The organism is Mesorhizobium sp. P3_A8, from assembly GCF_056402995.1.
On the sequence record NZ_JBFUGI010000011.1, the window covers coordinates 79888 to 97802 of the forward strand.

Here is a 17915-nt window from a genome sequence, read left to right on the forward strand (position 1 = left end):
GTGCAGGCGCGCCTTGTCTATATCTGGCTGATCCAAAGGAGATGAGACCATGACCGACATCAGCAAAGCCGGAACTTTCAAGCTCGGCGACCGCACCGTGAAACGCCTCGGCTACGGCGCCATGCAACTGGCCGGACCGGGCGCCTTCGGCCCGCCGAAGGATCGTGACGCCGCCCTCGCCGTGCTGCGCGAGGCGATCGCCAGCGGCGTCGACCACATCGACACCAGCGATTTCTATGGCCCGCACGTCACCAACCTGATCATCCGCGAGGCGCTGCACCCCTACCCTGCCGGTCTCACCATCGTCACCAAGATCGGCGCCCGCCGCGACGACAGGGGCGCATGGCTGCCGGCGATGGCCGCTGACGAGCTCCGCCAGGCCGTGCACGACAATTTGCGCAATCTCGGCCTCGATGCGATCGACGTGGTGAACTTCCGCCGCACCGACGGCCTGCATGAACCGTCCGAGGGCTCGATCGCCAAGGAGGTGACAGTTCTGGCGGAACTGCAACAGCAGGGCCTTGTCAAGCATATCGGGCTGAGCAACGTCACCCTCACCCAGGTCGAGGAGGCGCGCCGCATCGTGCCGATCGTCTGCGTGCAGAACCTCTACAACATAGCCCACCGCAACGACGATGCGCTGATCGACAAGCTGGGTGCTGCCGGCATCGCCTATGTGCCGTTCTTCCCGCTCGGCGGCTTCACCCCGCTGCAGTCGGACACGCTGGCCAGCGTCGCCAGGAAACTCGGCGCCACCCCGATGCAGGTGGCGCTCGCCTGGCTCCTGCGCCGCGCGCCCAACATCCTGCTTATCCCCGGCACCTCGTCGGTCGGCCACCTCCGTGAGAACCTGGCGGCGGCCGAACTCGACCTGCCGCGCGAGGCGATCGATGTGCTGAACGGCATCGCGGGTGAGAAGGCGGCCGCCTGAGGCGGTTAGAAGACCCTCTTGCCGGGCAGCGGGTTTCCTGCCCGGCAAAGGGAGGCCGACACGCTTCCGATATCGGCACCCCCACCCAAACGACGACATCCCAAGATCAACAGGCGGGAATTCGAAGTCGAACCAAGACTTCGAATTCCCGCCTTTGCTTTATCATTTGGAGTGGACTTCAGCGCCCACAGGGATAAGATGTATTGCATCTGGTGCTTGGAAGTATTTGGCGGGGAAGCAAGAGCCTGGTCCTGGCGGAGCATAAGCCGGGTCGGAGCGTTGATGCGCGGGTTGGGGTCCCATCGCAACCGGTCGCGACAGCTTGAGCCGTACCCGACGCAGAGCCGTGAACCGGCATCTGCAAGGCATGATTCATTGCCAAAAAAGGGGGAACGGGCATGTCAGTCGAGGGCTTTACGCGCGGTGTCGAGAGTGCTGACGGACCACCGGTTCTGGTCGTCATTCTGCATGGTTGGCGGTCCACGCCGGAAAGGGTTGGGGGCGTCGCACAGGCCAGCCGGGAGGCGCTGGGCCAGGACGACGGCGGAACGAGGCACCGCGTCGATACCTATGTCCCGAAGCTCCCCTATCATCTGGCTCTCAGCACGAAACGCGCCATCGACATCGTACTGGAGATTGTACGCGAAATCGACGAGCTGGTGCGCAAAGAGCCGGCTTATGAGCGGATCATCCTTGCCGGACACAGCATGGGCGCGACCATCGCGCGACGGGTGTTTCTCGTTGCGGCGGGCAATCCGCCCGGATTCCGGGCCGAAGGAAAATTTGACAAGCAGGGGCCACGCGGCTGGGCCGCCAAGGTCGAGCGGATTGTGTTGTTGGCAGCCTTCAACCGCGGCTGGCAGATTTCGCCGCGCCTGAGCTGGAAATATTCCATCGGCCTGAACATTTGCGGGCTGCTTGGGCATCTTGCGCCGAAAGGCTGGGTTCCCACCATCTTCGACATCAGGCTGGGCGCCCCGTTCATGGTCCAGACGCGCCTGCACTGGCTGGCTTACCGCCGCCAATGCCTCGCGGCCGGCGCCGGCAACGCCGCATCGCTGTCCGCCGCAAGCCAGCCTGCGGCGCCGCCGCCTGAACCCATCCTGATCCAGCTCATCGGCAGCCGGGACGATCTCATATCCCCGTTCGACCAGGTCGACATCGCGGTCGACGGCAACTCGTCGGGCAATCGCACCTATTTTCTGATCCAGTTCAATGAAACCGACCATATGAGTGCGATCCACTTTACTGGATCCGGCAGCGAGGCGGCGGCGGCCTCGGCCCGTAAAGAGAGATTTGTGCACGCGCTGACGGATACCAGGGAAGACCTGGCGAAGATCGCTTCCGATCCGGATTTGCTGATCGACGAGATCGACAAACCCGACGAGACCGTCGAGCAGACGGTATTCGTCATTCACGGCATCCGAGACGATGGTTTCTGGACCCATCGTGTCGCCGAAAAAGTCCGCGCGCTGACCAAGCGGCCGACCGTCTTCCGCGCCTGGACGCCGACCTACGGCTATTTCGCCATGCTCCCCTTCATCCTGCCTTGGATCAGGCGCCAGAAGGTGGAATGGTTCATGGATCAGTATGTCGGCGCGGTGGCGCAATATCCGAATTCGAAATTCCACTATGTCGGTCATTCCAACGGCACCTATCTCGCGGCCCGCGGCCTCCAGGATTATCCAGCCTGCGTCTTTGACCATGTCTTGTTCGCTGGCAGCGTCGTGCGCTGCAGCTATGACTGGCTGTCACTCGTCGAAAATCGCCGGGTTGCCCGCGTGCTGAACGTCGTTGCCAGCGCGGACTGGGTCGTGGCTCTGCTTCCAAAGAGCCTCGAGTGGTTCAAGAAATTCGACCTCGGAGGCGCCGGGTTCGACGGCTTCGACCAAGCGGGGCCGCAAGCTCCGCCCCATCCGGCGATCGCACAGCGTGAGTTCGTCCAGGGCAGTCATGGCGCTGGCATAGCGGAGGGCCAGTGGGAAAACATTGCGCGGTTTGTCGTCCATGGCCACGTGCCGGCCGACAACGCCCCAGGCTTTGTCAGGCAACAGCCACGATGGCTCAAGGCCTTGTCCGGCACGCACGCCGTCTTATGGGCAGGGGCGGCGATCGCGGGCCTGCTCGTGCCGGCGGCGATAATCTCGTCTCGAGTTGACGAATTGCTTTGTCTGTTCCGTTCCGAGCGGTTTTGTCTCCCTCCCCTTGCCTCGTTGACTTCCCACGAGGATGTGGTGCGGGTGATCGTTCTGGTCCTCTACCTGCTTGCCCTGAAATTCTTCATCACCCGTTTCTGATCGGCGGAAAGGCCCGCGCCTGATGCCGCGCTACGGCGCCAAGCCGTTGACAAGATCGGCACGCGCTTATACAGAACCAATTAGTTCCAGAACTACATGGTTCCATAATGACTCATCAAATCTCCCTCGACGACACATTCGCCGCCCTCGCCGACCCCACACGCCGGGCGATCCTGGCCCGGCTGCTTGACGGCGAAGCGTCGGTCGCGGAACTGGCGCAGCCCTTTGCGCTCACCGTGCGTGCCGTCTCCAAGCATGTCGGCGTGCTGGAACAGGCTGGCCTCGTCACCCGCAGCCGCGCGGCGCAAAAGCACCTCAGCCGCATCGAGCTCAAGCCGCTGCGCGACATCGACCGCTGGCTCGATGATTACCGCAAACTCTGGGAAGACCGTTTCGATCGCATGGAAGACCTGCTGCGGCGCGGCGCGGACAGACCGGAATGAGCGCGCCTGCACCCGCCGACCGCAGCTTTGCCATCGAGCGGATTTTCAACGCCCCGGTCGAGCGCGTCTTTAAGCTGTGGACCGATCCGCATCTGGTGGCGCAATGGTGGGGCATCAAGGACTGCACCATTCCCCATTGCGCGATCGATTTGCGCGTCGGCGGTCGCTGGCGCATCGACATGCTGACCGCCAGTGGCGCGCTCTACCGTAACCAGGGCAGCTATCTCGAGATCGTCGAAAACGCCAGGCTGAGCTACCGCGACGAACCGGACCCCGAAATCCAGGAATGGGCCGGCAAGCCGCCCGGCCAAAGCCGCCATACCGTAACCTTCACGCCCACCGGCGCGCGCACCTATGTCCATTTCGAAGTCACCTTGGCCAGCACCGCCGACCGCGAACGCCTGCTGGCGCTCGGCATGCGCGGCGGCTGGATGCAGAGCTTCGACCGGCTGGAACAGTTGATAGCCACGGGAGCCCACCATGCTGGCTGAAAGCGCCAGGCCGACCACGCAAGCCGTGTTGTCGGGGGATGGAACGCCGATCGCCTGCGAGCGCCGCGGCCAGGGTCATCCGCTCATCCTTGTCGACGGCGCGCTCTGCTCCCGCACCATGGGACCGAGCCTTCAGCTGGCCAAGGCGCTGGAAGGCAGCTTCACCGTGTTCCGCTACGACCGCCGTGGCCGTGGCGACAGCGGCGACACCTTGCCCTACGCGGTCGAGCGCGAGGTCGACGACATCGAGGCCGTGCTGCAGGTTGCCGGTGGCGAGGCCTGTGTCTGGGGCATGTCTTCAGGCGCCATGCCGGCGCTGTTGGCGGCAGCCCGCCTGCCCGGCATCCGGAAACTCGCACTCTACGAAGCGCCACTGATCGTCGACGACAGCCGCGCGACCACGCAAGGCGACTGGGCAACGATCAGGCAAGCCATAGCTGACGGCCGTCGTGGCGACGCCGTAACCGCCTTCCTCAAATCGGTCGGCACGCCCGGCCTGCTCATCGCTTTCATGAAGCTGACGCCGATCTGGCGCAAGCTCAAGGCAGTGGCGCATACGCTGCCTTATGACGGCGCCATCGTCGCCGGCGACCAGCTCGGCAAGCCACTCGATCCCGCCCGCTGGGCCGCGTTGAAAGTGCCGACGCTCGTCACCGATGGTGGCAAGAGCCCGCCATGGATGCAGCACGGCAACAAGGCGCTGGCCGAGGCGGTGCCCAATGCCAGCTACCGAACGCTGCCCGGCCAGAACCACATGCTGAAAGCCGCCGCGCACGCGCCTGTGCTGACGGAATTCTTCAACAAGCGGGATTAGGCGTGGGCGATAACCTCAAGCAGGCACAAGGAAATCCTCCCACCGCCGCCTTCTTCGACGACACGTGCGGCAACTTCATCGTGATGGCTGAACAAAGCCCGTGACCGCGCCGCCGTCGGGGTGACCGGTAGCGGCAGCGACCTATCAAGCCGGTCCTGATGGCTGCGGCAAGAGGCCCTCGAACAACGCGCTCTGGTCGCGGATCGCCGCCACCATGTGCTCGCGAAACACCCTGACGCGCTTGGTTCGCCGGAGGTCCGGATGGTAGAGCAGCCACAGCCCGAGATCATGGACCGGGTCCGGCTCACGAAAACGCTCCAGCTCCTCGGCGCTGTCACCCATGAAGCAGGGCAGATAGGCGAGGCCCAACCCCTGTTTCAGGGCGGCGAGCGTCAGCAGCGTGTCATCGACGAAGAAACTGTGATGGTGATCCGGGCAGGCCGCATGGGTCCAGGATTGGTGGAAGGCGCAGCACTCCACCCCGACCCACAGCGGCCTGGCGCCGCTGGCGCGCAACCCGCTGAGATAGCGCCGCTCTCCGTAGACGGCCGACGCCACATTGGTGAGCCGCGTGCCGACCAGCGTGTCGAGCGGCGTGTTGGTCAGCCGGATGGCGATGTCGGCATGGCGTTCGGCAAGGCTGACATATTTGTTGGAGACCTGCACATGCAGCCGGATGTCCGGATAGGCCTCGCTGAAGCCGGCGAAGATCGGCATCAGCACGGATGAAGCCATGTTGTTGATCGCCGACACCCTGAGCTCGCCTGCGACACGGTCTTCCTGACCACCGAGCGCGCCCTCGACCTCGAGCACCTCCATCTCCATCTTGCCGGCCGCCATTCTCAGTTCGTCGCCTGCCGGCGTCAGCTCGTAGCCGGATTTCTTGCGTTCGATCAGCCGCGTGCCGAGCTGCGTCTCCAGCAGCCGGATGCGCCGCGACACGGTGGAGTGCTGGATGTTCATGCGTTTTGCGGCGCCGCTTATCGAGCCGTCGCGCGCGACGGCCAGGAAAATCCGCAAGTCATCCCAATGCATCCTGGACCCCGATCCGTGCAATTTTGCAAAATGGGCGTCGAGATTTCGAGAATGGCACCAGAACTACGCGATCCCTAGGCTTTCCGGCAAGGCAATAGTGCCTTCGCGGAGGAAGCCATGACCATGCAGCAACCGATTTTCGATCCGGCAAAGTTCAAGGAAACCACCCGCAAGCAATGGGACAGTGCCGCCGAGGCCTGGAACCGCTGGGGTCCGCTGTTGACCCGCTGGCTCGGACCCGCCACCGAACTGATGCTCGACATGACCGATGTCGGCAAGGGCAGCCGCGTCCTCGACGTCGCCGCCGGTGCCGGCGAACAGACGCTGACGGCCGCGCGGCGTGTCGGGCCGACGGGCTATGTGCTGGCCACCGACATCTCGGCGGGCGTTCTGAACTTTGCCGCCGAGAATGCGAGGCTGGCCGGCTACGCCAATGTCGACACCGCCGTCGCCGATGGCGAAATGCTGGATGCCATTTCGGCCGAACCGTTCGACGCGGTGATCTCGCGCGTCGGGCTGATCTATTTTCCCGACCAGAACCGGGCGCTGGGCGGCATGCGCGATCATCTGAAGCCGGGTGGCAAGGTCGGCGCCATCGTCTATTCCACTGCCGACAGGAACCCGTTCTTCTCGATCCCGGTTGGCATCATCCGCCGCCGTGCTGCGCTGCCCGCGCCCCTGCCCGGCCAGCCCGGACCGTTCAGCCTGGGCGACCCGACGGTGCTGGCCAAGCGCTTGGCCGATGCCGGTTTCCATGACGTACGCATCGAGAAGGTCAACGCGCCGGTGCGGCTGCAATCGGCGCTCGAATGCCTGCAGTTCGAGCAGGAATCGTTTGGCGCACTGCACCAGATGCTGGCCGGCCTGTCGCCTCGCGAGCAGGACGACGCCTGGGCCGAAATCGAAACCGCGCTTGGTCAGTTCGAACATGACGGACAGTTCGAAGGCCCATGCGAAATGCTGGTCGCAGCCGCCACCAGATAGTGGACCTCTGCGGGCGCGGCTTGGGCGGCACCAGATTGTCCTTCACGCCCGGCCGAACAGCCGCGCCAGCCGCTTCTTGAGCGGCCGCAGCGACAGGCGCCGCCGCCGCGACAATTCCGCAATGCGCTGCCGCACCGCGCGCATGGCGTCGGCGTGGACGGCATCGACGCTCATCGAGCCGTCGCCGAGCAAGAGGTCCGGCCCGCGGGCCGGCCGCATGATGCCGCGCAACGCCCGCGCATGCATCTCGGCGTAGCGGCTGTAATCCACACCCGCCTCCCAGCCCGGCGGACGCGACATGACGGTCGGATTGTTGTTGATCTCGAAGGTCTGGACGCGACCGCCGACGAGGCCGTAGTCGATACGGCCGTAGTCGATGCCTGCCAGTGCAAAGATGCGGTCAAGTTGCGCCGCGTGCGGATTTTCAGCCGCATAGGCACGGCTTTCGGCGCGTTCGGCATCGCCAAGGATGGCTTCGGAAAACTTGATGTACCACGAATGACTGCTGAAGCAGTGCTGCGCATAGATACGGTCGCCAACCTTGAAGGCCGAATATTTGCGGAACCGGCCGTCAGCCGAAGGCGCGGTTCCGTATTCGACGATCATGACATCGCGATCCTCACGGATGCGGGATGGCATGGCGGCAATCGCCCTTTCCAGCCCATCCGCGCTATCGATCAGCCCGGTCAATGGTGGATCGTGCCGGCTCTCCCAGCGTATGAAGACCGGGAAGCGGCTGATCTCGCTGCGCTGGCCAATGCGGTGGACATCAAAATCGTTGAGCCCGGCCGCCTTCAAGCGCTTCAGCAGCGTGAAGCGGCCGGGCACGACGGCAGGATTGTTGAGCAGCAACAGGTCGGGATTGCGCTCGGCGATACGCTCGTGCAGACAAACCACGGCTTGCAATTGCGCTGGCGCCAGCCTCTCGAAATCCGTGAAGACAAAACTGCCGGCTGCAACAGGGCCGAGCCGCGCGGCCAGCTCGTAGGGAATGATGCGGACGAGATCGCCAAGCCCATGGTCGTAATAGCCAAGCAGCACACCGATCGTGTAAGCGTGTCGGCGTGTGCAGAAATAGTAGATCGGCGCCTGATCGACGGTCATGGCCGGAGTTTGATTTCCGGGCGACGCACGCCTCTCCCGGCTGGCACGGTGGGATTTTTCGAAAGACGATGCATAGCGAGCCCTCCTCCACCGCCACGTTCGAGGCCGCCGGCCATCCCTGGCACGGCATTCGCGCCGGCGCCTTCGAGGGCGCCGCGAACACCTACGCGATCCATGATGAAATGCGGCGGCAGGCCCCCGTCTGGCAGGCGCCGTGGGGCGACGTCTACGTCACCGGATACGATCTCGTTTCGAACGCCCTTGTCAATCGCAAGCTGTCGCACGTGCCGCCGGGCAGCGAGGCGGCGGAGCCCCGTTCGGCGATCCGCGACTGGCTGATCTATCAGGAGGGCAGCGCCCACGTCGCCCTGCGCCAAGCCCTGCGGCAACCCTTCGTCGGCAAGGGCATGGCGGCAATGCGTCCCGTGGTCATGCAGGCGGTCGAGGACCTCGTCGGCAATGGCGGCTTGTCCGGCGGCACGGTCGATGTCGTGGCCGCCTTCACGCGGGCCATACCTGAACGCGTCATCTGCCGCCTGCTTGGCGTGCCGGACGAGGACATGCCACTGGTGCGGGCATGGTCGGGTTCGATCCGCACCATTCTCGACACCGGCTTCGACGATGCTTTCGGCGGCCGCGCCAACCCCGCCGACGAGATGTCCGACTACTTCGTCAGCCATTTGCGCGGTCTGCTTGCCACCGGGCGGATGCCGCTGCTGCTGACCGGGCTGGCTGGCCTCGTCGAAGCAATCGGGCTGACGGCCGCCGGGCGCAACATCGCCTTCCTGGCCTTCGCCGGCCACGAGACGACAGTGCATCTCATCGGCAATATGCTGTTCCACCTTGCCCGCCAGCCCGCGCAATGGTCCGCCCTGCAGGCTGATCGCCGGCTTGCCGTCAATGCGGTCGCCGAAACGCTGCGGCTGGAAAGCCCGGTGCAGAAGATCTGCCGCTGGCCGCTGGAGGCCGTCGTCATCGGCGGCCAGGCGGTCGAGAAGGACCGCCTGATGGTGCTGCTGGTCGGCGCCGCCAACCGCGACCCGGCCCAATTCGTCGATCCATCGCATTTCGACCTCCGCCGGTCCGGCAGGCAGAACCTGGCCTTCGGCCGCGGCGCGCATGTCTGCATCGGCAGGGCGCTGGCCGAAATGGAAGGCGCCGCCGTGCTGGAAGCTGCACTCGCCCGCTGGAGAACCATCGAGCCGGTCGCCGCCCGCTGGATGGACAATTCCTCGATCCGCGGCCTGGAGATGCTGACCTTGCGCCTGACGGAGTGATCCGCCCGCGCCGGGAGGTCCAAGGCCACGCTCACGATGCATCCGCCAGCCCCTTGGCAAAGCTTGTAAGACCGTAGCGCTTCAGATTGCCAATCTCGAACTCCGCCAGGCAGGCGAGTTCGACACCTCTGGAGTAGAATGGGTTGGCTCTCAGGAAGAAAGCGGCGAAGCGATTGCGGACCGCCGTTTGCTCGACATCGGCCCATTGTCGCCGCAAATGGCCCTGGGACGGGCCGAAATCGACCAACCCCGTGGCCGGATCGAAATAGTGCCCATAGCGGGCGGCCGCAATCGTGTCGCGGATTGCCTGCAGGCGGGCCGAGTCCTGGCCATCGATGGCGGGAACGAACTCGCGGAAGAAGTTGGGCAGGATGCGGAATGTCCTGTGCCCGCCTATGATGGGGAACCAGAACAGGCGGCCCCCTACCCTTGCCTTGGCGGCGCCCGCCGCGCGGAAGAAACCGCGCAGCAGCATAGGGTCGCCCCAGCGCGCCGAATGGAGAACGGTATCGCCGGAAAAGAGATAGTGGACAGTGTCCTCGCCGACAGTCTGCGGCCTGACGAGATAGGTCGAGAAGCCGATGATCTCCCGGTCGCGCCGGATGATCACGACAGCATCCTTTTCGGCGAGATCGCGCTCGAAACCGTTGCGGTCGACGGCCTCGTAGTAGGTCTCGTACAACGCAAACATCTGATCGCGGTCGGACGGGGTCAAATCCGTGACCGGTGTGTTTACCTCGCGGATAGAATCGATTTCATCTGCAATACTTCGCACGCAATCTTGCCGCCCTATTGAACCCCGATATATCGAATATGAGATAGAGCTTGAGAAGTTCAACCCGCTCTTTTCCGAATCCTTGTCAAACCGGTTATGCCAGCGCGCCCGCCGCCGGCAGCTTGCGAACTCGCCCCCGCCCGTGCCATCAGTCGGCCCAACCGACACCAGAGCGACGGCCATGACACCACGGCGGACACACGATGCCGATAGACCGGCGACCACGAGGCCACATATGGCCAAGTCCCCCGGCGTCAGCCTGAACCGCGCGCTGTCCAAACTCGGCCTGTGCTCGCGCACGCAGGCTGAGGTGCTGATTGCCGAGGGCCGCGTGCGCGTCGGCGGCAAGGTTGCGCGTGACGCCTCGCTGCGCGTCGACCTCACCCGCGACCGCATCGTCGTCGATGGCGAGCAAATCGTTGCCGAGCGCAAGGTCTATGTCATGCTCAACAAGCCGCGCGGGCTGGTCACCACTCGCGACGACCCGCAACAGCGCGACACTGTCTATGCCTGCCTCGAAGGGCTCGACCTGCCCTTCGTCTCGCCGGTCGGCCGCCTCGACAAGGCGAGCGAAGGCCTGCTTTTGATGACAAACGACACGCATTTCGCCAACCGACTGATGGACCCCGCCTCGCATCTGCCCAAGACCTATCACGTGCAGGTCGGCGCGGTGCCGGACGAAGCGATGCTGGAAACGCTGCGCGCGGGCGTCACCGTCGACGGCGAGACCCTGACGGCAAACTCGATCGCGCTTTTGCGCAGCGGCGGCCGCACCGCCTGGCTGGAGATCGTGCTCGACGAGGGCCGCAACCGCCACATCCGCCGCCTGCTCGCCGCCCACGGCATCGAGGTCAAGCGCCTCATCCGCATCGCCATCGGCGGACTGCCTCTAGGCGACCTCGCCAAGGGTACGGCGCGGCACCTGACGGCGGAGGAGCTGGCGCTGCTGGCCGGCTGAGCAAAATCCCACCCGCCAGGCAGGAAGCAGGCCCGGCCATTCATTGCAGCACTGTCAGTCAGGGCGGTCAATCAAGTCTTGTTGGTGATCCACATGGTTGGCGCGCCGACCACGCCGGCGTTTCCCATCGCCTCTTTCAATTTTGGGTTTTTGATGAAGGCCTGCGCCTCGGCGACACTGGCGAAATCGTGCGTCACGGTGACGTCGTTGGGGTTGTCCGCCGCCTGATAGACGGTCTCTGCCTTCACGCCGCCGGCCTTTTGGACCGGGGCGAACCCGTCATAGACTTTGCGCCAGGCCTTGTAGTCGGACACGGTATGTCTCACGAAGAGCGTCGTCATCGTACATTCCTCCCAGGTTGTCGATGCGCCCAAGAGGTCGGCGATGGGCCGTCCAGTTTATCGCCTCAAGCGGATCTTTGGCAAACGCGGGGACGACGATCGGGGGGTGGTTCAGTTTGAAAACCAGAGGCGTTTATCGCGAACCTCCACCTAGGTATGACCTAGCGATGAAAAGATCGCGAGGAGATAGAGTGCGAAGAAACCGGGGACGCTCATCGCGGCGGCGGCGACGAATATCAGGATGCGCACGCCAAGTGGCAAATTCCTGACGAATATTCCAACAGCGAACAAAACGATTGCCACCACGGTCGGGACCCCGACATTGGCAACAAGCGACTGAAGATTTGCACTCATTATGCGGCTGACTTTTTATGCGGCTCGCGCGGTCCCGGTTTGGGCGCAACGGCGTGCATCTTCTCGCAAAGATCGTCCATTGACCAGAACGGCTGCGACACGCCTGCCTCGCGGGCAGCCTGAGAGAATTCTTCACCCCCCACCGATGATTTCCACCCACCCGCGCTGTCTTCACCTACAGGCGCCGGAATCCTCCGGGCCGGAAGAAGCGAGATGAGCCATGCAATCGTTGAAAGGTCAAAATGTCGTCGTGGTCGGAGGCAGCCGGGGTGTCGGCCGTTCGATCGTGGAAGCTGCGCTCAGCGAAGGAGCAACCGTGCTTGCCGTCGCTCGCAGCACGGAAGCTTTGAAGGAGCTCTCCTGGGAAGCGTCTGAAGTGACGACGCTTGCCGCCGACGCCACGCAGGACACTGCGCCCGACGCGGTGTTTGCCACCATGCAGCCGGACGTGCTGGTGATCTCGGCCGGTGCCTTCGCTCCGTCGGCCTCCATCCAGGACCAGAGCTGGGACGATTTCTCGGCGAATTGGGAGACGGACGTCAAGGCATCGTTCCTGTTCTGCAAGGCCGCCCTGCAAGGGGGGCTGAAACCGGGCAGCCGCGTGGTGCTGATCTCCAGCGGCGCGGCATTCAGCGGCGGCCCGCCGAACTCCGGCGGCTATTCCGGCGCCAAGCGCATGCAGATGTTCCTGGCCGCCCACAGCCAGAAAGAAGCTGACCGGCTGGGGCTTGGCCTGCGCTTCATGGCGCTGGCGCCGATGCGCATCATGGCCGGCACCGGCGTCGGCCAGCGCGGCATTTCGAGCATCTCCGCCTATCTCGGCATCAGCCCGGCGGATTTCCTGGCCAGCATGAGCGATGTGCAGACACCCGCCGATGTCGGACGCGCCGTGGTCGCGCTCGCCGGCGGCAAGGCGCATGGAACTGCCTTCACGGTGAGCGGCAGCGGCCTTGCGGCGGCGGGATGAGGCGCGCAGGATGAGAGATAAACTCCGCACGGCAGGCTCGACATGACAGACGCTCCCGGCCCGCTTGAGCCGCTGAGCCCGACAGGCAGGCCGATCCTCGATCGGCCGGCCTTCGAGCGCCTGACGACGACCCACCGCCGTGCGCTGAAGCTGCATTGCTACCGGATGATGGGCTCGCTGCATGAGGCCGACGACCTCGTCCAGGAGACGTTGCTGAAGGCCTGGCGCGGCCGCGCGCAATTCGACGGGCGCGGCTCACCGCGCGGCTGGCTCTACACCATCGCCACCAACGCCTGCCTCAACGCCATCAAGGCGCGGTCGTCCGCGCATCGCATTCTCGAGCCGCCGGACCGGCCGCCGACCGCGGGCCGCGCCGCCGCCGGGCCGGCCGCCGAGCTTTCCTGGCTGGAGCCTTACCCCGACGCCGAGCTGCCGGACCTTGTCGACGGCGAACCCGGCCCGGAGGCACGCTATGAGACAAGCGAAGCGGTGCGGCTGGCCTTCGTCGCCGCCATCCAGCTGCTGCCGCCCCGGCAACGCGCAGCCCTTCTGCTGTGCGACGTGCTCGGCTGGTCGGCGCTGGAGACCGCGCAGTTGCTGGGCGGCTCGACCGCCTCGGTCAACAGCGCCTTGCAGCGGGCGCGTGCGACGATGGCGCTGCGCTATCCGCAGGGACGTCCCTTGCAGCGATCGCAGCCCAACCCGGAGGAAGGTGCGCTGCTCGACCGTTACATGCAGGCCTGGCAGGCGGCCAATCTCGACGGCTTCATCGCGCTGCTGCGCGAGGACGCCACTTATCACATGCCGCCATGGTTGGACTGGTACCAGGGACGCCAGGCGATCCACGATTTCTTCAAAACCGTGTGGAGCAATTTCGCCAGCTACCGCGCGGTGGCGACACGGGCCAACGGCCAGCCTGCGGTCGCGGTCTACGCGCGGCGTCATCAGGAGACGGAATGGCGCGCGCAGTCGCTGCATGTCATCGAGCCGGCCGATGGCGGCATCGCCTCGCTGACGGTCTATGTCGGCCCGCTCGCGGCAGACCTGTTCGCCGCCTTCGGCCTGCCGCCAATGGTGCAGGAGAGCTGGTCCGAACCGGAAGCGTAGCCGTCGGGCTCCTCTCCTGACAGAAAGCTGTCAGGAGGCCTGGCCTATAGATCGGTCGGGAGCCGGGTCGCGGCTTCAGCGATCAAGGAGCCCTGCGATGAATTTCGTCTCTGTCCGCATCATCACCTCGGATGTCCAGCGCCTCGTGCGCTTCTACGGCGAGATCACCGGCATGCCGGTTACGGTCTACACGGAAGACTTCGCCGAACTCGCGACACCTTCCTGCACGCTGGCGATCGGCAGCACGCGCACCTTGATGCTGTTCGGCGGCGACATCGCCCGGCCCGCCGACAACCACACCGCCATCCTCGAATTCCGCGTCGGCGACGTCGATGCCGAATTCGCCCGGCTGTCGGACACGATCAGGACCGTGACCGTGCAGCAGCCGACCACCATGCCCTGGGGCAACCGCTCGCTGCTGTTTCGCGACCCCGACGGCAATCTGGTGAATTTCTTCACGCCGGTGAGCGCCGAGGCGATCCGGAAGTTCGACAAGTAACAGTCGAGCTGCGCGGGCTCAAATTCGTGCAGCGCCAGACATCCGGAATTGGCCTCCCCAACTTTCGTCATCCTAGGTCGTGAACCCATAAACGCGAACGGCTGAGATGAGGTGGAAAGCGGACTAAACGCTTGGACGGCTCAACCAGTAGTCGTTCTGCCAGTCTGCGTAGCCAAGCAATTCACCAAATCGCCGTTCGCGATCACGGGACCACGCGCCGGGTTGAGCGAGGAGCGTCCGAAAGGCGTCGATCCGCCACTCCTCGCCTGGCAACGAATAGAAGATTGAGCGACACTGGAACTGTGGTCGTTCAGGGGCTGGATCATGGAATTCACGCTTGATAAAGCGCCCCAAGCCAACGTGCCTATCGAACATTCGCCAATATCGGACAAGGCAATCTGGCTCGTGACCAGCCACATCCATGAAGTATGCGAGCGGCTTTACCCCTCTGAGCATTAAGCCGAGTTCTCGGTTCGTGTGAACCAGGTACGGGAGCTGTAGAAGCCGTTTCGGCAGCATAGCTTCGCTCTAAAGGCGCGGCGTTTAAATTCCGCTAAGGGTCGTTTGCCGACTTGCTGCTTTCACATCGCGCCGGATTCTGATTCAGGGCTCACCATGAGCCGATATGACCTGACAGACTTTGAATGGCGCGTGATCGAGCCGCTGCTACCCAACAAGCCAAGAGGTGTATCGCGTGTTGATGATCGGCGCGTGCTGACCGGCATCTTGCCGCCGTCAAGCTCGTCGCTATCCGCATCTGGCTACGCAGTAATGAGTCTACGGCCTAGGGCGGAGCAAGGAGCGATGCCCCCTACTTCCCATTCCACTTGCGCACGACCGGCTCGCTGAGATCATGCTCGTAGCCGAGCACGCTGATGCTGGCTGTATCGAGCACGAACAGCGCCCCGCCTTCCGGCGGCAGGCCGACCCAGCGGGCGGCGAGCACACGCAAGAAATGCGCGCTGGAAAAGATCAGTATGTCGGCATTAACCTTGCGCAAGGCGGCGATGATCCTGTCGGCGCGGGCGCCGACATCGGCGGCCATCTCGCCTTTTGGGCAGCCGTCGCGAAACACGTTCCAGCCCGGCCGCTCGGCCAGGATCTCTTTCGTGGTTCGTCCTTCGTAGGCGCCGTAGTCCCACTCCTGCAGATCGTCGTTTCTGACGCTTGTCGCGCCAAAGCCGGCCAGCACGCTGGTGTTGTAGGCGCGCTGTGAGGGGCTCGACCACACCGCCGAGAACGACAGGCCCTTGAGCCGCTCGGCCACGCCCCGCGCGGCCGCTTCGCCTGCCGGCGTCAGCGGCATGTCGGTGCGGCCGGTATGCTGCCCCGAAAGGCTCCATGCCGTCTCGCCATGCCGGACCAGGTGGATTTGCGGATATGCGTTGCTCATGGGCTGCCTTTCAATGTCGCCGGCACCTTAGAGGACGATGGAGCACAGGGGAATTCGGGGCGGCGTCGAAAGTCTGTGATCTGGACCGGGCGGCGCCGAGGCCGACCATTGGTCCACCCTCGGCTGTCCTTGATCCACGTGTCGCTGGACCTGTGAGGAAGCCCATGGCGCAACTATATCAGGATAAGCCGCTCCAAGGCTCCCGCCACCCCAAGGGCACCGGCCCTTGCACAACAGGTCAGAAGATCATGTACAAACATCTGCTCATCGCCACCGACGGATCGGAACTGGCCGACAAGGGCGTTGCCCACGGCCTCACCTTGGCAAAAGGCATCGGCGCCACCGTCACCTTTGTCACGGTTTCCGAACAATTCCCGATCTTCGCCTGGGGCGGCGCCATGGCCGGCTATGCGGCGGGCGATGAACTGGCCGTCTACCAGGAAGAATCGCGCAAATACGGCAAGGAGGTTCTGGCCAAGTGCAAGGCATCGGCCGATGCCGCCGGCGTGTCCGCTGAGGTGGTCCATGTCGAGGACAAACGGCCCGCCGAAGCGATCCTGGAACTGTCGCAGACCTTGGGCTGCGACCTGGTCGTGATGGCCTCGCATGGCCGCCGCGGACTGGGCAAGCTGCTTCTCGGCAGCCAGACGGCTGAAGTGCTTTCCTACACCGAAATCCCGGTGCTGGTGGTTCGATAGAGCGGCCTCTTCACGCTGGAACCGGCTTTCGGAATCATGCTCAAACAACAGCCGGGGTTATCCCGGCGCGGCTGTCATGCGCCACATTCGTTCGACCGCGCCCCTGAGGAAAATGACGAATGGCGCATGAGGATCGCACCAGGATAATCGCCGGCAGAACGCCGGAATCGGCGGCCATGCTGGCGGACGTCAAGCGGGCGATGGCGATCACCGCCAACCTCAACCGTTTGACATTCAACGACGCGGACGAGGTCCGCGCTTTGTTCAGCGAACTCATCGGCAGACAAGTCGACGACAGTTTTCTGCTGATCCCGCCCTTCTACACGACCGGTGGAGCCGAGATCCGCGTTGGGCGCAATGTCTTCATCAATCAGAACTGCACGTTTTATGATCTTGGCGGGCTCGACATTGCCGACGATGTGCTGATCGGGCCGAATGTCAGCCTCATCACATCGGGCCATCCGCTCGAACCGTCGCGACGGCGCGCCTTCACCACCGCAAAGCCGATCGTCATCGAACGCAACGTCTGGATCGCCGCCGGCGCAACGGTTATCGGCGGCGTGACGGTGGGCGAGAACTCTGTTGTCGCGGCGGGCTCGGTGGTGACCAGGGACGTTCCCCCGAACACGCTTGTCGGCGGAAACCCGGCGAGGATTATCAGGTCGATTGCCGAGTGAGGGGCAACCTCACCACAGCGCCTCCAACATCAGATACGCCCCCAGCACCAGCAGCCCGCCAAGGAACACTTTTCGAAACGTCTCGACGCTCATCGTCTGGCGCAGCGCCTGGCCGATGAACATGCCGGCCAACGCTGGCACCAGCGCCATGATCGACCCCGAAAGCTGCGCCGTCGGCGACACAAAAGCGCCCGTCCGGAACAGGCCGATGGCAAGAGACGCCGTCGAGACGGTGAAGGACAGGCCAAGCGCCTGGATGAGATCGTCCTTCTCCAGCCGCAGCGATTGCAGATAGGGCACCGCCGGGATGACGAAGACGCCGGTGGCGCCGGTGACCAGCCCGGTGGCCACACCGATCAGCGGTGAGGCCCACGCCTCGTGGCGCGCCGGCGTGGTGAAGCCAAGCTTGAGCAGGCCGAGAACGGCGTAGAGCACCAGTGCTGCGCCGAGCCCTGCCGAGGCCGCGCCCGTATGCGTGCCGGTGAGCACCCCGGCCCCGGCGACGGTGCCTAGCATGATGCCGGCCATCATCGTCCACAGCCGCTTGACGAGGCCGGCGAAGGAGGGGCCGGTGAACAACTGCCAGAGATTGGTGACCAGCGATGGGATCAACAGCAGGGCCGCGGCTTCAGCCGGCGGCATCGTCACCACCAGCAATCCCATCGCCACGGTCGGCAGCCCCATGCCGACGACGCCCTTGACGAAGCCGGCGGCCAGAAAGACCGCACCGATCCAGGCAATGATGCCGGCACTCAGCATGACCGCACCAC

19 protein-coding genes and 1 pseudogene are annotated in these 17915 nt (G+C 64.4%); 14 read left to right on the plus strand and 6 right to left on the minus strand.

The features are described 5' to 3' along the window. Nucleotides 1-49 precede the first annotated feature (49 nt). The 5 genes from AC1DX4_RS24450 (at nt 50) to AC1DX4_RS24470 (ending at nt 4976) form a co-directional block, all read left to right on the plus strand. A complete protein-coding gene (locus AC1DX4_RS24450; RefSeq protein ID WP_477222742.1) occupies nt 50-931 on the plus strand; it encodes an aldo/keto reductase family oxidoreductase in 882 nt (293 codons plus the stop codon). A 398-nt stretch (nt 932-1329) separates the two neighbouring features. Further along, complete coding sequence (locus AC1DX4_RS24455; protein ID WP_477222743.1) at nt 1330-3228, plus strand: alpha/beta fold hydrolase; 1899 nt, start codon at nt 1330-1332, stop codon at nt 3226-3228. Between the two features lie 107 nt (nt 3229-3335). Beyond that, nucleotides 3336-3671, plus strand: coding sequence for an ArsR/SmtB family transcription factor (locus AC1DX4_RS24460; RefSeq protein WP_477222744.1), 336 nt, complete (start codon nt 3336-3338; stop codon nt 3669-3671). Next, the gene (locus tag AC1DX4_RS24465) at nt 3668-4162 is read left to right on the plus strand and encodes an SRPBCC family protein (RefSeq protein WP_477222745.1); all 495 of its coding nucleotides are present in this window, start codon (nt 3668-3670) and stop codon (nt 4160-4162) included. Before AC1DX4_RS24460 ends, AC1DX4_RS24465 begins: the two co-directional genes overlap by 4 nt. Next, nucleotides 4152-4976 (plus strand): alpha/beta fold hydrolase, encoded by an 825-nt coding sequence (locus AC1DX4_RS24470; protein ID WP_477222746.1) that lies wholly within the window; start codon nt 4152-4154, stop codon nt 4974-4976. Before AC1DX4_RS24465 ends, AC1DX4_RS24470 begins: the two co-directional genes overlap by 11 nt. Before the next feature lie 144 nt (nt 4977-5120). Here AC1DX4_RS24470 and AC1DX4_RS24475 read toward each other — a convergent pair whose 3' ends face one another. Next, entirely contained in the window at nt 5121-6011 is an 891-nt protein-coding gene (locus tag AC1DX4_RS24475) for a LysR family transcriptional regulator (RefSeq protein ID WP_477222747.1), read from the minus strand. A 117-nt stretch (nt 6012-6128) separates the two neighbouring features. Between AC1DX4_RS24475 and AC1DX4_RS24480 the strand changes: the two genes are divergently transcribed. After that, nucleotides 6129-6995: a class I SAM-dependent methyltransferase gene (locus AC1DX4_RS24480; RefSeq protein ID WP_477222748.1), complete on the plus strand. Its 867-nt coding sequence runs from the start codon at nt 6129-6131 to the stop codon at nt 6993-6995. A 42-nt stretch (nt 6996-7037) separates the two neighbouring features. Here AC1DX4_RS24480 and AC1DX4_RS24485 read toward each other — a convergent pair whose 3' ends face one another. After that, nucleotides 7038-8099 carry a hypothetical protein gene (locus AC1DX4_RS24485; RefSeq protein ID WP_477222749.1) on the minus strand — a complete coding sequence of 354 codons (1062 nt, stop codon included), beginning with the start codon at nt 8097-8099 and terminating at the stop codon, nt 7038-7040. 68 nt (nt 8100-8167) lie between these two features. Here AC1DX4_RS24485 and AC1DX4_RS24490 point away from each other — a divergent pair, with 68 nt between their 5' ends. Then, entirely contained in the window at nt 8168-9376 is a 1209-nt protein-coding gene (locus AC1DX4_RS24490) for a cytochrome P450 (protein WP_477222750.1), read from the plus strand. Between the two features lie 31 nt (nt 9377-9407). Here the strand turns inward: AC1DX4_RS24490 and AC1DX4_RS24495 are convergent, their stop codons facing one another. Continuing rightward, complete coding sequence (locus AC1DX4_RS24495) at nt 9408-10334, minus strand: hypothetical protein (RefSeq protein ID WP_477222751.1); 927 nt, start codon at nt 10332-10334, stop codon at nt 9408-9410. Nucleotides 10335-10386: 52 nt separating this feature from the next. On the opposite strand from AC1DX4_RS24495, the gene AC1DX4_RS24500 reads away from it, so the two are divergent. Continuing rightward, on the plus strand, nt 10387-11109 hold the full coding sequence (locus AC1DX4_RS24500; protein WP_477222752.1) for a pseudouridine synthase: 723 nt from the start codon (nt 10387-10389) through the stop codon (nt 11107-11109). Nucleotides 11110-11180: 71 nt separating this feature from the next. On the opposite strand, the gene AC1DX4_RS24505 is transcribed toward AC1DX4_RS24500, so the two are convergent. Beyond that, a complete protein-coding gene (locus tag AC1DX4_RS24505) occupies nt 11181-11450 on the minus strand; it encodes a cyclase (RefSeq protein WP_477222753.1) in 270 nt (89 codons plus the stop codon). A 574-nt stretch (nt 11451-12024) separates the two neighbouring features. Between AC1DX4_RS24505 and AC1DX4_RS24510 the strand changes: the two genes are divergently transcribed. The 4 genes and pseudogenes from AC1DX4_RS24510 to AC1DX4_RS24525 form a co-directional block, all read left to right on the plus strand. Continuing rightward, complete coding sequence (locus AC1DX4_RS24510; RefSeq protein WP_477222754.1) at nt 12025-12771, plus strand: SDR family NAD(P)-dependent oxidoreductase; 747 nt, start codon at nt 12025-12027, stop codon at nt 12769-12771. 42 nt (nt 12772-12813) lie between these two features. Further along, on the plus strand, nt 12814-13878 hold the full coding sequence (locus AC1DX4_RS24515; RefSeq protein WP_477222755.1) for an RNA polymerase subunit sigma-70: 1065 nt from the start codon (nt 12814-12816) through the stop codon (nt 13876-13878). A gap of 97 nt (nt 13879-13975) precedes the next feature. Continuing rightward, a complete protein-coding gene (locus tag AC1DX4_RS24520; protein ID WP_477222756.1) occupies nt 13976-14377 on the plus strand; it encodes a VOC family protein in 402 nt (133 codons plus the stop codon). A gap of 615 nt (nt 14378-14992) precedes the next feature. Next, nucleotides 14993-15106: pseudogene (locus AC1DX4_RS24525) on the plus strand (IS5/IS1182 family transposase); the annotation flags it as partial. A gap of 82 nt (nt 15107-15188) precedes the next feature. Here AC1DX4_RS24525 and AC1DX4_RS24530 read toward each other — a convergent pair. Next, nucleotides 15189-15770 carry a histidine phosphatase family protein gene (locus AC1DX4_RS24530; RefSeq protein ID WP_477222757.1) on the minus strand — a complete coding sequence of 194 codons (582 nt, stop codon included), beginning with the start codon at nt 15768-15770 and terminating at the stop codon, nt 15189-15191. Nucleotides 15771-16018: 248 nt separating this feature from the next. Here AC1DX4_RS24530 and AC1DX4_RS24535 point away from each other — a divergent pair, with 248 nt between their 5' ends. Then, the gene (locus AC1DX4_RS24535; RefSeq protein ID WP_477222758.1) at nt 16019-16468 is read left to right on the plus strand and encodes a universal stress protein; all 450 of its coding nucleotides are present in this window, start codon (nt 16019-16021) and stop codon (nt 16466-16468) included. Nucleotides 16469-16587: 119 nt separating this feature from the next. Then, a complete protein-coding gene (locus tag AC1DX4_RS24540) occupies nt 16588-17145 on the plus strand; it encodes a sugar O-acetyltransferase (RefSeq protein ID WP_477222759.1) in 558 nt (185 codons plus the stop codon). Between the two features lie 9 nt (nt 17146-17154). Here the strand turns inward: AC1DX4_RS24540 and AC1DX4_RS24545 are convergent, their stop codons facing one another. Further along, entirely contained in the window at nt 17155-17904 is a 750-nt protein-coding gene (locus AC1DX4_RS24545) for a sulfite exporter TauE/SafE family protein (RefSeq protein ID WP_477222760.1), read from the minus strand. Nucleotides 17905-17915: the final 11 nt, after the last annotated feature.

Bases quoted from the DNA above. Each gene is read 5' to 3' on its own strand.
- AC1DX4_RS24535 (WP_477222758.1), top strand. From the start codon at position 16,019: ATGTACAAACATCTGCTCATCGCCACCGACGGATCGGAACTGGCCGAC.
- AC1DX4_RS24465 (WP_477222745.1), top strand. From the start codon at position 3,668: ATGAGCGCGCCTGCACCCGCCGACCGCAGCTTTGCCATCGAGCGGATT.
- AC1DX4_RS24460 (WP_477222744.1), top strand. From the start codon at position 3,336: ATGACTCATCAAATCTCCCTCGACGACACATTCGCCGCCCTCGCCGAC.
- AC1DX4_RS24540 (WP_477222759.1), top strand. From the start codon at position 16,588: ATGGCGCATGAGGATCGCACCAGGATAATCGCCGGCAGAACGCCGGAA.
- AC1DX4_RS24530 (WP_477222757.1), bottom strand. From the start codon at position 15,770: ATGAGCAACGCATATCCGCAAATCCACCTGGTCCGGCATGGCGAGACG.
- AC1DX4_RS24510 (WP_477222754.1), top strand. From the start codon at position 12,025: ATGCAATCGTTGAAAGGTCAAAATGTCGTCGTGGTCGGAGGCAGCCGG.
- AC1DX4_RS24450 (WP_477222742.1), top strand. From the start codon at position 50: ATGACCGACATCAGCAAAGCCGGAACTTTCAAGCTCGGCGACCGCACC.
- AC1DX4_RS24455 (WP_477222743.1), top strand. From the start codon at position 1,330: ATGTCAGTCGAGGGCTTTACGCGCGGTGTCGAGAGTGCTGACGGACCA.
- AC1DX4_RS24470 (WP_477222746.1), top strand. From the start codon at position 4,152: ATGCTGGCTGAAAGCGCCAGGCCGACCACGCAAGCCGTGTTGTCGGGG.
- AC1DX4_RS24520 (WP_477222756.1), top strand. From the start codon at position 13,976: ATGAATTTCGTCTCTGTCCGCATCATCACCTCGGATGTCCAGCGCCTC.
- AC1DX4_RS24505 (WP_477222753.1), bottom strand. From the start codon at position 11,450: ATGACGACGCTCTTCGTGAGACATACCGTGTCCGACTACAAGGCCTGG.
- AC1DX4_RS24480 (WP_477222748.1), top strand. From the start codon at position 6,129: ATGACCATGCAGCAACCGATTTTCGATCCGGCAAAGTTCAAGGAAACC.
- AC1DX4_RS24490 (WP_477222750.1), top strand. From the start codon at position 8,168: ATGCATAGCGAGCCCTCCTCCACCGCCACGTTCGAGGCCGCCGGCCAT.
- AC1DX4_RS24475 (WP_477222747.1), bottom strand. From the start codon at position 6,011: ATGCATTGGGATGACTTGCGGATTTTCCTGGCCGTCGCGCGCGACGGC.
- AC1DX4_RS24485 (WP_477222749.1), bottom strand. From the start codon at position 8,099: ATGACCGTCGATCAGGCGCCGATCTACTATTTCTGCACACGCCGACAC.
- AC1DX4_RS24545 (WP_477222760.1), bottom strand. From the start codon at position 17,904: ATGCTGAGTGCCGGCATCATTGCCTGGATCGGTGCGGTCTTTCTGGCC.
- AC1DX4_RS24515 (WP_477222755.1), top strand. From the start codon at position 12,814: ATGACAGACGCTCCCGGCCCGCTTGAGCCGCTGAGCCCGACAGGCAGG.
- AC1DX4_RS24495 (WP_477222751.1), bottom strand. From the start codon at position 10,334: ATGGCCGTCGCTCTGGTGTCGGTTGGGCCGACTGATGGCACGGGCGGG.
- AC1DX4_RS24500 (WP_477222752.1), top strand. From the start codon at position 10,387: ATGGCCAAGTCCCCCGGCGTCAGCCTGAACCGCGCGCTGTCCAAACTC.